General features: G+C 55.7%; 12 protein-coding genes. 4 read left to right on the plus strand and 8 right to left on the minus strand.

The window, feature by feature from the left end:
* Positions 1 to 38: 38 nt before the first annotated feature.
* From NUV55_RS04340 to NUV55_RS04375, 8 genes are all read right to left on the minus strand, one after another.
* Complete coding sequence (locus NUV55_RS04340; protein ID WP_296670710.1) at positions 39 to 1,043, minus strand: catalase family protein; 1,005 nt, start codon at positions 1,041 to 1,043, stop codon at positions 39 to 41.
* Positions 1,044 to 1,248: 205 nt separating this feature from the next.
* The gene (locus NUV55_RS04345; protein ID WP_296670712.1) at positions 1,249 to 1,602 is read right to left on the minus strand and encodes a hypothetical protein; all 354 of its coding nucleotides are present in this window, start codon (positions 1,600 to 1,602) and stop codon (positions 1,249 to 1,251) included.
* A 130-nt stretch (positions 1,603 to 1,732) separates the two neighbouring features.
* A complete protein-coding gene (locus NUV55_RS04350; protein ID WP_296670713.1) occupies positions 1,733 to 1,948 on the minus strand; it encodes a hypothetical protein in 216 nt (71 codons plus the stop codon).
* Positions 1,945 to 2,235: a YqjK family protein gene (locus tag NUV55_RS04355; protein ID WP_296670715.1), complete on the minus strand. Its 291-nt coding sequence runs from the start codon at positions 2,233 to 2,235 to the stop codon at positions 1,945 to 1,947. Before NUV55_RS04355 ends, NUV55_RS04350 begins: the two co-directional genes overlap by 4 nt.
* Positions 2,232 to 2,633, minus strand: coding sequence for a phage holin family protein (locus tag NUV55_RS04360; protein ID WP_296670716.1), 402 nt, complete (start codon positions 2,631 to 2,633; stop codon positions 2,232 to 2,234). The genes NUV55_RS04355 and NUV55_RS04360 overlap by 4 nt, the downstream gene beginning before the upstream one ends.
* A 21-nt stretch (positions 2,634 to 2,654) precedes the next feature.
* The gene (locus NUV55_RS04365) at positions 2,655 to 2,978 is read right to left on the minus strand and encodes a YqjD family protein (RefSeq protein ID WP_296670718.1); all 324 of its coding nucleotides are present in this window, start codon (positions 2,976 to 2,978) and stop codon (positions 2,655 to 2,657) included.
* A 175-nt stretch (positions 2,979 to 3,153) separates the two neighbouring features.
* Positions 3,154 to 3,879, minus strand: coding sequence for a Crp/Fnr family transcriptional regulator (locus NUV55_RS04370; protein WP_296670720.1), 726 nt, complete (start codon positions 3,877 to 3,879; stop codon positions 3,154 to 3,156).
* A gap of 274 nt (positions 3,880 to 4,153) precedes the next feature.
* On the minus strand, positions 4,154 to 4,963 hold the full coding sequence (locus NUV55_RS04375) for a Crp/Fnr family transcriptional regulator (protein WP_296670721.1): 810 nt from the start codon (positions 4,961 to 4,963) through the stop codon (positions 4,154 to 4,156).
* Positions 4,964 to 5,399: 436 nt separating this feature from the next.
* On the opposite strand from NUV55_RS04375, the gene NUV55_RS04380 reads away from it, so the two are divergent.
* From NUV55_RS04380 to NUV55_RS04395, 4 genes are all read left to right on the plus strand, one after another.
* On the plus strand, positions 5,400 to 6,290 hold the full coding sequence (locus tag NUV55_RS04380) for a GGDEF domain-containing protein (protein ID WP_296670723.1): 891 nt from the start codon (positions 5,400 to 5,402) through the stop codon (positions 6,288 to 6,290).
* 47 nt (positions 6,291 to 6,337) lie between these two features.
* Positions 6,338 to 6,586 carry a DUF2188 domain-containing protein gene (locus NUV55_RS04385; protein ID WP_296670725.1) on the plus strand — a complete coding sequence of 83 codons (249 nt, stop codon included), beginning with the start codon at positions 6,338 to 6,340 and terminating at the stop codon, positions 6,584 to 6,586.
* Positions 6,587 to 6,924: 338 nt separating this feature from the next.
* Positions 6,925 to 7,689, plus strand: coding sequence for a GGDEF domain-containing protein (locus tag NUV55_RS04390; RefSeq protein ID WP_296670727.1), 765 nt, complete (start codon positions 6,925 to 6,927; stop codon positions 7,687 to 7,689).
* Positions 7,690 to 8,319: 630 nt separating this feature from the next.
* The coding region (locus tag NUV55_RS04395) for a PAS domain-containing hybrid sensor histidine kinase/response regulator (protein ID WP_296670729.1) at positions 8,320 to 10,546 on the plus strand (2,227 nt) is incomplete at its 3' end.

Below are 10,546 nucleotides of genomic sequence, written 5' to 3' on the forward strand. Positions count from 1 at the left end.
GATGTTGCCCGCTGAATGGATACATGACGACCAGTGCGTCAGAACCTCTCGTCACCAGTAGGCTCTGAGCGCGCCGCGCCGTTCAGTCCGTGCCTGGCCTTGCTCACGGCCGTATAAACGACTCGTCGTGCGCGATTCACCGCGCCCAGAGGTTTATGCTCGAGAAGGGCATGCCAGGGCGTATAAGAAAGGTTCTCGCAGAAAGTCATTTGCCCGGATGAATCGAACTTCTGAGCCGGGATCGTGATTCTGGCCACGAGCACCGGGGGAGCAACGTCTTCCTTCCACTCCACGGTGGATTGCTCGATCGGAGTGCTTTCGAAATCCTTGAATGTCTGAAGGTAGAAGTTGAAACAGGCGTCGCCTGAGCTCAGCGTGCCGGCCATTGCCTGTTGCAAATAGTCCGCATCCGGCCGCGAAAAAAACCCGGGAGGCTTGGGTTGATCGCTTGAACAGGGCTTGGCAAAAAACTTGATCGCCTTTCTGCCGGATCCGATACCCAGACGGTAGGGAGTCATCGACCAATACTGCTCGTACAGAGGATTCGCGATACGCGTCCTGTTTATCTTAAGCGCCAGACGGGCGTTGTGCAGACCCAGGTGATATGCCGCCCCCAACGCATTCAATACGTTAGTTTTATCAGAAATAATTCTTTTGTGAAAAGCCTTGAGCATCGCGAGATATTGCCGGGGGCTGTCGACAAAGAAAAAGGGATGATTGATCATGACAAAGTCCTGCGTTTTGGCATCCTTCTCTTCGGACAGGATCTTCCCGCCTTCTACGCCGGTCAGCTTGATCGCCATGCCTCGCGCGTCCTTGGTTTTGTCGGGATCTACTTCCGAGCCACCATTCGAGAAACGGATCCATGCCTGGTACCGCTTGCCGGGGACAAACACTCCCTGGCGCAGCTCTTTGGGCAATCCTGTATCGACATCAAATGTGGCACGAACGCATCCGTGTGCCTTGGCGTGAGCGTCCCGCATCGCCGGTCGCCGACCGTCAGAATACCGGCGGTTGATGTAGCCTGCGATGGTGTCCGCCATGAGTTGATCGGTGTCAGCTTCACCCGGCTCTGCATGCTCCCCGAGTTCTTTATCGAGGTCGAGGTCATTTTCGGGTTCTGATGCGCTCGCGCTGGTGAGCGATCGATTTACAGGACTCTGGCAACCCAGCAGGGAACATATGCCTATCGCCATACAAATGAGACGGACACAGCATGGCGCGCTACGCTGTACCGTGCGCGTCATTTCACATGCCTTTCATGCCGCCATCCATTTTGCCGCCCTTGGCATCACCGCCCATCATTCTACGGCCACCCATCATGCCCTGCATCATGTGCATGTCGTCCTGCATCATCTTTGAGTGCTCTTGCATGAGCCGCTCGCGCTCCTGTGGACTTTTCGCATCCATGATCTTGTGTATTTGCTCGTGCATTCGGAGCATGTTTTCCTGCATCTTAGCCATCGGCATCGGTTTACCCTTTTCTGTCATATTCGCCGCCGGGCTTTTGCTCTTGTCAGATTGGTAGGTATCGTCCGCTCGGCTGAGCGAAACTGAAAGCGGTAGGGTGGCCAGTACAGCTATAAGAAAATATTTTTTCATCTTTAATTCTCCGTTAGTCAGGTTGGCAGGGAGTGCTTCAGGCAAGGACTTGGCTAAGACCCTCTATAGAGGATGAGGCTCGCTATTTAAAGACAACACGAATCATCAAACGTTCAGTTATTACCACCGGTTATTTTTTTCCAGAGATAAACCAACCGAGCAGAATGCTGAGACTGAGGGAAAGAAAAATGTAAATCCATATCCAACTGATTCCGCGCATTCCATTGATTCCTGGCATATCACCGCTGGGGAGCCCGACTGTCATTGCCCCGCCGCCGAAGAATATGAAAAGCGCCACAACCGCGATGAACGCCATAACGAGAGCTGCTTTGATGGCGGCATTCATGACAGGATCCGACGTCGCCAGCTTTGCGCCATTCGCCATAACCCGAAGCCACTGATCGCCACAGTCAGCAGGCGCCAGGGACGTGCCACAACAGTGATAACGACGGGCAGCAGCAAAGTTTCGGGGTGGCTTTTAAGGTAGTGAATTCCGTCGCGAACTTTGTCAATCATGCGTGAGAGTCGCCGCAACGAGGCGCCATTTTGCGTGATCGCGGCGCGTTCAAAGGCAATTTGCGCGACGAGATCGTCGCGCTGCCTTAGCAATGCCAAGGTTGTCGCATTGGTCATGGTGAATTCAACTGCTGCCGGTCTTTGTAGAGCTCGGCCAGGCTCGCTTCGAATAAACGCGGCTTTGATTTGAGCTTCATGTGAACCAGGCCCCCGGCAATCCCGGCACCGACCAGAAACAAGACGGTGAGGAATGCCACGGCGTGCAACCGATAGGGTGTGTCCCAATAGGCCGCGAGAACGAACAGCACCGCGAGGACAAGCGTCATAAAAGCAAAAAACAACGCCAATATTGCGCCAAATAACAGCGAAGTCAGCCTGAGTTTTTCCTCGGCAAATTCGGTCGCAAAAAGCTGCAACCGGGTGTGCAGATGAGATACCAGGCTCGCGGCCAGGTTCTTGACGGAACCGAACAACCCCACGGGCGGCGTGTCGGTGGACTGGATGTCATGATTCACAATCTGATATCCAGTGGAGCATCAACGCTTCCCGACCAAAAAGCCGATCAATATGCCAACGCCAGCGGCAATGCCCACGGAGGCCCACGGATTGCCCTTCACGTAATCGTCGGTGGCCGTCGCGGCTTGTTTGGCCTTGTCAACGACGTGTCGTTCCGCTTCCGCCAGGCTGGTCTTGGCGCTGTTTAGCTTTTCCGCAAACTTCGCCCGCGCGACGTTGAAACCTTCTCCGGATACTTTCGCCGTCGCCTGCAGCAAATCATCGGCATCGGTGACGATTGCCTTGAAATCATCGACCATTTTGCCTTTGGTCCGGTTGAATTCGCCCACTGTTTCTTCTCTCATCGGTTGTCTCCTGGTGTTAATCGATAACTGCTGGTTATGACAAGTGTCCGCCTTGCCACGAGAAAGGTCAGTGCGATGCCGTACATAGGACAAACAAAAAACCAGATACCCAGACTAAGCAAGTATTTTGGCAGCCGATGCGTTCAGGCATCAGGCGTGAGGCGCATCCAACTCTTCAATTCAACATGTGCGCGCGAATAGCGTTGACGGCCCCGTAGCAGCGGCACGAGGCGCGTTCCAGGCCCTTGCGATCGAGAATATTGATAAGGCCCCGGCGGTAGCTGATCAGTTTTTTGTTCTGCAACATCGTGGCGGCCTTGGTGACGCCGACACGTCGTACCCCGAGCATGTGCGCGAGAAATTCCTGTGTAAGCAGAAACGTGTTTGATTGCATCCTGTCGTGCGTCATCAAGAGCCAACGGGCGAGACGCGAATCCAGCTGATGGTGGCGATTGCAAGCCGCTGTTTGCGCGACCTGGGCCATGAACATGTAAAGATAGTGGTTCAACTCGATCAGCAGCGCCGGGTTGCTTTTGATTTCGTTGCGAAACGTCGCCGCCTTCATTCGCAGCGCGGTCCCGGAACCTTGTACCAGCGCACGCACGGGTGAAACGCTGATTCCTAACACCAGCGACACCCCTGCCATGCCTTCACTGCCAACCATGCCGACTTCAACGCTTGCATGGCCATCCAGCGGGGTCAGCAACGAAATGAGGCCCTGGTTGGGAAAGTAAACATGCTTAACCCGGTCTCCCGGCTCGACGAGAATGTCGCCATACGTAAGCGTCACTTGCTCACACCGCGCCAGCACACGCTGGCGTTCTTCGTGGGACAACGCCCGCAGCACGCTATTGGCGACGGCGGTTTGTTTCGCCGTGGACGTCGAATTTCGTTTTTGCATTGGATTATCGTATACGCCAACACCGCGTGATTGCGGTGCGTTGGCGCACATAATGACGGAGAGGGCCGGCGTCCGCGATCCGGGTGGTTTGACCAGGGTTGCTCGACCCCTGCCGGGTGAGATGAGAAATTTTCCAGCAGGCTGACTTGGGGGGAAGGCGCCGATGCCATGCCGGCGAAACCCGTATCCGCCTGAAAAATGGCGGTGATCTTCCTGTCAGGGGGCGAGGGGACTTAATCAGAGTTTCCTTAACTCCTCCAACCAGCTTCTAACTTCATGTTAAAACAATTCGCGTTCGCTCGGGGGCAGGGACTGAGCCCATCATTCCGGTTTGCGCGGGGGCTGAACTTGCCTTTTCACTAGGCAGCAATCGATCGTACTCTTTCTTGACCACCGCATAACATTCGCACACCTGCTTCTCCAGTCCCGGCCGATCGATGACCGTAATGTGGCCGCGCCTATAACTGATCAAGCCCCGGGCTTGCAGCTGCCCGGCCGCCTCGGTGACGCCTTCGCGGCGCACGCCGAGCATGTTGGCGATCAATTCCTGGGTCATGGTGAGTTCGTTGCTCGACAGGCGATCCAGGCTCAGCAGCAGCCAGCGGCAAAGCTGCTGTTCCACCGAATGGTGCCGGTTGCACACCGCGGTCTGCGACATCTGCGTGATCAGCGCCTGGGTGTAGCGCAACAGCAGATATTGAAACCCGCTGTGGCGTTCGAATTCCTTTTTGAGTTCGCTCCCCTTCAGCTGATATGCCTGACCGGCGCTTTGCACCAGCGCCCGGCTGGGCGTGCTGCCGCCGCCCATGAACAAGGAGATGCCCACCATGCCTTCGTCGCCGACCACGGCGATTTCCGCCGAGGCGCCGTCCGCCATGACGAAGAGCATGGAAATGATACAGCCCGGGACGGGGAAATAAACATGCTCCAACTGAGCGCCAGATTCGTAGATCACCTTGCCCAGCGGCATGGTGACCGGCTTCAGATTGGGCAGCAGGCGATCAAATGCCTCCGCCGGCAAAGCGGCCAGAAGGTTGTTGTCTTTTGGTTTTATCCCTGTTTTGGGGTCAACACTGAGGGGCATTATCGTATTCCTTTACTGTAAGCCATCGGGCTGGGGCAATGGGACAAGCGGATATTATCCAGGGCCCCGACCTGTGGTATGTGCGATATCGAACATAGTTTATTACGAACATAGTTTATTACGCGCCTATGCAACCGTAAATCGGCATGCAATGAAAGGTTGCTGACGGCCACCCCCTCGATGAATTTTCGTTTAGTGACGGCGGTATTTTTGAAAACCCACAAGCAACTCAGGGTTTCACCGACAATCTCTAATTCAACGATCAAGAGACCGATCATGCGCTTATGTGGGCTAACGTACGGAATCAACGTGTTTTTATGTGTAATTAAGGCACATGCAACGGGAGACCGCGCCTCAGGGTGTACCGCGGTTCAGGCGTTATTAACCAATTCAGGGAGAGATCAGCCATGGCTCGCAACTCACATGCCAGTGGGGGGTGTACCTTAAAGCCGTCAAGGGCACCAAGCTTAATGGTGAACGGGTCAGTCTCAGCATCGCCAAAAAAACCGCGACCGGCCACGTCGTCGGGCACGCGCCGCCAGCGCCAGTCCTGAAAACATTCATCAATGAAATCGACGCATGCATGCGACTGGTCAAAAGCGCGCAGCATCAAGTTGAAATTCTTGTCGAGCGAAATGCCGGTTTACAGCAGGAACTTGTGAAGCTGACGCACAAGGAGGCGCAGGCCCGCCACCTGGCGTATCACGATGGGCTGACCGGTCTCCCCAATCGCAGTTTGCTGCAAGACCGGCTTCAGCAGGCCATGTCCCACGCGGACCGGTATCACAAACCGCTGGCACTGCTAATGATTGATCTCGACGAATTCAAGCGCGTCAACGACAAACTGGGGCATGCCAGCGGCGACAAACTCTTGCAAGCCGTGGCAGCACGCTTATCCAAGAGCATACGCGGAGCCGACACCGCCTGCCGTTACGGCGGAGACGAGTTCGTCATCATGCTGCCAGAAATTTACAGCCCGAATATCGTCGCCGCACATGCCGTGGAAATCGGCAGCCGCCTCGGCAAACCCTACATTATCGACGGTCACAAAATTCACATGGCCGTCAGCATAGGCGTGGCTGTCTACCCGGGTGACGGACAAACTTTCAGCGCTTTAATGAATCAGGCGGATATCGCCATGTACCGTAACAAGCGCGCGGGACCCAGCACCTGTATTACCGAACTGCCTAAAAAGGATGTGGGCCATCCCGGGTTTCAGAATCCCTCCGCCCCCGGGAACTTTTACCGCCTGCGCGAGCGGGATTTATTTATTCAGGATGAGTTAATGCACGCGCGGGAACAACAGAAGAAGCATCAGCAAATTTGACGTCGGTTGGCCGGTCTTGACCCTCAAACTATTCAAGGAACATGACAATGGGATTTGATCAAAAGGGATTTCTGGTATTTCGTGTGCAACAGGGCAATACCGGCAAGTGGAACGTCATGGAAGTGGGAATCATGAAACCGCTGGCCTCATTCGACACGCAAAAGCAAGCGACTGAATATGTGCACGATCTGGCCAGCGCCAAAGATGGATCGAAGGTGGAAATCCTCAGCGAACTTGGCATGCAAATAGCGGAAGTTGAAATAGCGGATGTTGATGCCAAAGCCTCATCCCGCTGAAGTTGGCAACTGGCGGTTTAGGGAAACTCTGATCAAGGGTTTTTTTCACGCGAAGCCGCGAAGGACGCGAAGAAAAACCCCTGACGATACAAACAGAAAGAATTTCGCGAGCTTCGCGTCTTCGCGTGAGAAATGCATTTCAGGGACTTTTTCAGAGCTTCCTTAGCGCCCGGTTTATGGGCTCGCTTCAGTCATCTCAGCGAGCCGCGTCAATTCGATTGCCTTGTGTTCGCTGCCGCACAGAATGCCGCTGTTTCGTCTCGTTATGCTGTTTTCTTCAGCGCCATACATATCGACAGGAAGTCAATGCATTGAACTGAAATTAAAGGAAGCTGCCAATGAGACAACAGAGAGTTAACCATGTACCCGAAGGCATAACACCGAACGACTCACGCCGTCCGTCCCCATCGGGTCTAAAACCATCGCCTGATTGGCCACACCAAGCCATTTCAGAATTAACGGAACTCAAACGGTCACTGGCAGCAAGCCAACAACAGTCGGAAAGTACACACCGGCAAATTGAAGCGCTGGCCAAGACCAATGCCTGTCTCAGGGAAGAATTGATAGGGCTGGCTCATAAAGTTGCCGAGGCGCGCCACTGTGCCTACCACGACGAACTGACTGGCCTGCCCTCGCGCCGCTTGCTGCTGGATCGGCTCAATCAGGCGATGGTTCAAGCGGCACGGCAGCAGAAACAGGTGGCGTTAATATTGCTCGATCTGGACGGATTCAAGGAAATCAATGAAAAATACGGCCAAGCGGCCGGAGACAAAATCCTGCGGCAAGTGGCGCAACGCCTGGTCGCGTGCATACGCAGCACGGATACAGCCTGTCGCTATGAGGGAGACGAATTCGTCATTATGCTGCCGGAAATCGACGCCAGGGAAAGCGCTGCTGAAATGGCGGAGAAAATCCGCGCGCGTCTGGCGCCGCCTTATGTCGTCAACGAGCAGTCCATGACCGTCACGGCGAGTACCGGCATGGCGGTCTATCGAGGCGATGGACAAAGTTACATCGACCTGATCAAGCAGGCCGATGTCGCCATGTGCCTCGCCAAGGTGCATGTCAATTCTCCCTCTTTTCAGCAAGTCATGCAGAATTGATCTTGGACGATGCCCTTTCTATGCCACGTCGATCTCTCGTGGCAAAACGAATGCCGAGGTTCAAGGAATGGCTGCTCGATAACTTCTACCTGGATGTACGTAATCGCCAAGGGCTTCCCTCAGCCAGTCACGGCAAATCCTTCGACCTGCTTCACGTTTTGGAACCTCTGATGTAAGTCCCCCCTCCCCCTTGACGGGGGAGGGTGGGGGTGGGGGTGCCAAGAGGCGTAAGTCCTTGACGCCGTTCACTCCCATCTTGTCGTGTCTGCCTGGGGTGCGCGAAAAGCTCGCGCACCCGCTCGGCGGGGAAAAGGTCCGTTGGACCTTTTCCGGTTTCCGCCTCACCCCCCGTGAAGGGGGAAGGGACGTTCTTTTTTGGTACTTGTTCAGAGGTTCCTTTTGCATGGAATCCCCGCCTTATGTGCGCTAACACACGGAGAGTGTGCTGGCTTGATCGCTATGCTGTAATAATTGCTTGAAATTCAACCACAGACTCAGTTTTCCGCCGGTGTCTGCAAACAAAAAACTGCATATTTTTGTGCAGGATGGGCGTATAAGCAGATGTGGTGCAGTTTGCACCCTTGGCCACGCGATCCGCCAAACTAATTCGCGCTTTAACAGAGACCGGCCATGTCCAAAAAAATCCGCAAACCCGTCATTCTCAACCCCGCCGCCGGCACGGCGGAAGGCATCACCGAGGTCCGGTGTCAGGAGGATTTACTTACAACCGGGGCGCTGCAGCGGGCGATTTTCAACAGCGCCAACTTCTCGAGCATCGCCACCGACGCCAAGGGCGTCATTCAGATTTTCAATGTCGGCGCGGAACGCATGCTGGGCTACACCGCCGCCGAGGTGATGAACAAGATCACGCCGGCCGATATTTCCGATCCGCAGGAAGTGATCGCGCGCGCGAAAGCACTAAGCGTCGAACTCGGAACCCCGATTACGCCGGGCTTCGAGGCCTTGGTGTTCAAGGCCTCGCGCGGGATTGAGGATATTTACGAGCTGACTTACTTCCGCAAGGACGGCAGCCGCTTCCCGGCGGTGGTGTCGGTGACGGCATTGCGCGACGATCAAGACGCCATTATCGGTTATCTGTTGATTGGCACCGACAACACCGCGCGCAAGCAGGCCGAAGAGGCGCTGCTCAAAGCGGGGGCTTTGCAAAACGCGATCTTCAACAGCGCCAACTTCTCGAGCATCGCCACCGACGCCAAGGGCGTCATTCAGATCTTCAACGTCGGCGCGGAACGCATGCTGGGCTACACCGCCGCCGAGGTGATGAACAAGATCACGCCGGCCGATATTTCTGATCCGCAGGAAGTGATCGTGCGCGCGAAAGCACTAAGCGCCGAACTCGGAACCTCGATTACGCCGGGTTTTGAGGCATTGGTGTTCAAGGCCTCACGCGGCATCGAGGATATTTACGAGCTGACCTACATCCGCAAGGACGGCAGCCGCTTTCCGGCGGTGGTGTCGGTCACGGCGTTGCGCGACGATCAAGACGCCATCATCGGTTATCTATTGATCGGCACCGATAATACCGCGCGCAAGCAGATCGAAGCAGAGCAGAAGAAGCTCGATCAGCGTTTGCGCGACCAGCAGTTCTACACGCGCTCTCTCATCGAATCTAACATCGACGCGCTGATGACTACCGATCCGTCCGGCATCATTACCGACGTCAACAAGCAGATGGAAGCGCTCACCGGCTGCACGCGTGACGAGCTGATCGGTGCGCCGTTCAAGAATTACTTCACCGATCCGGAGCGGGCCGAGGCCGGCATCAAACTGATGCTGAGCGAAAAGAAGCTCACCAACTACGAGCTTACCGCGCGCGCCAGGGACGGCAAGGAAACAGTGGTGTCCTACAATGCGACCACCTTCTACGACCGAGATAGAACTCTGCAGGGTGTGTTCGCCGCCGCGCGCGACGTCACGGAGAGCAAACGTCTCGATCAGGCGCTGCAGGAAACCAACGTCGAGCTGGGGAACGCCAAGTTCGCGGCGGAAAAAGCCAATCTTGCGAAATCGGATTTCCTTTCCAGCATGAGCCATGAGCTGCGCACCCCGCTCAATGCGATCCTCGGTTTTGCCCAGTTAATAGAGTCGGGCTCGCCGCCGCCAACGCCCACCCAAAAGGCCGGCGTCGACCAGATTCTCCAGGCCGGATGGTATCTGCTGGAGTTGATTAACGAGATTCTCGATCTCGCGTTGATCGAGTCCGGCAAGCTGTCGCTGTCGCTGGAGCCCATGTCGCTGCCTGAAGTGCTGCTCGATTGCCAAGCCATGATCGAACCGCAGGCACAAAAAAGCGGCATCCGCATGAGCTTTCCTGTGCTCGATGGCCCTTACTTTGCCAATGCCGATCGGACCCGGGTGAAGCAGGTTCTCATCAATCTGCTTTCCAACGCTATCAAATACAACCGCGTGGGGGGATCGGTCGAAGTGACATGCAGCACGAACACCGCGGAGCGCGTACGTATCAGTGTGCGCGATACCGGCGAAGGATTGTCCCCGGAAAAACTCGCACAACTGTTCCAGCCGTTCAATCGTCTCGGACAAGAGGCCAGCATCGAGGAAGGCACCGGCATCGGTCTGGTGGTAAGCAAGCGGCTGGTCGAATTGATGCAGGGCAAAATCGGCGCGGAAAGCATTGTCGGGGTAGGCAGTGTGTTCTGGATCGAACTGAACTCGGCGGCCGCACTACAGCTTGCCGCCGGTGCAGACGAACCGCTGGCGCCGCTGCAAGCGCGCGTTGCGCATGGCGCGGCGCTGCGTACCCTGCTGTATATAGAAGACAATCGGGCCAACATGCAACTGGTCGAGCAACTCATCGCGCGTCGTCCCGACATGCGCT

This window comes from Sulfuricaulis sp. (assembly GCF_024653915.1).
Lineage (GTDB): Bacteria > Pseudomonadota > Gammaproteobacteria > Acidiferrobacterales > Sulfurifustaceae > Sulfuricaulis.

Bases quoted from the DNA above. Each gene is read 5' to 3' on its own strand.
- NUV55_RS04340 (WP_296670710.1), bottom strand. From the start codon at position 1,043: ATGGCGGACACCATCGCAGGCTACATCAACCGCCGGTATTCTGACGGT.
- NUV55_RS04370 (WP_296670720.1), bottom strand. From the start codon at position 3,879: ATGCAAAAACGAAATTCGACGTCCACGGCGAAACAAACCGCCGTCGCC.
- NUV55_RS04365 (WP_296670718.1), bottom strand. From the start codon at position 2,978: ATGAGAGAAGAAACAGTGGGCGAATTCAACCGGACCAAAGGCAAAATG.
- NUV55_RS04355 (WP_296670715.1), bottom strand. From the start codon at position 2,235: ATGACCAATGCGACAACCTTGGCATTGCTAAGGCAGCGCGACGATCTC.
- NUV55_RS04390 (WP_296670727.1), top strand. From the start codon at position 6,925: ATGAGACAACAGAGAGTTAACCATGTACCCGAAGGCATAACACCGAAC.
- NUV55_RS04375 (WP_296670721.1), bottom strand. From the start codon at position 4,963: ATGCCCCTCAGTGTTGACCCCAAAACAGGGATAAAACCAAAAGACAAC.
- NUV55_RS04350 (WP_296670713.1), bottom strand. From the start codon at position 1,948: ATGAATGCCGCCATCAAAGCAGCTCTCGTTATGGCGTTCATCGCGGTT.
- NUV55_RS04385 (WP_296670725.1), top strand. From the start codon at position 6,338: ATGGGATTTGATCAAAAGGGATTTCTGGTATTTCGTGTGCAACAGGGC.
- NUV55_RS04345 (WP_296670712.1), bottom strand. From the start codon at position 1,602: ATGAAAAAATATTTTCTTATAGCTGTACTGGCCACCCTACCGCTTTCA.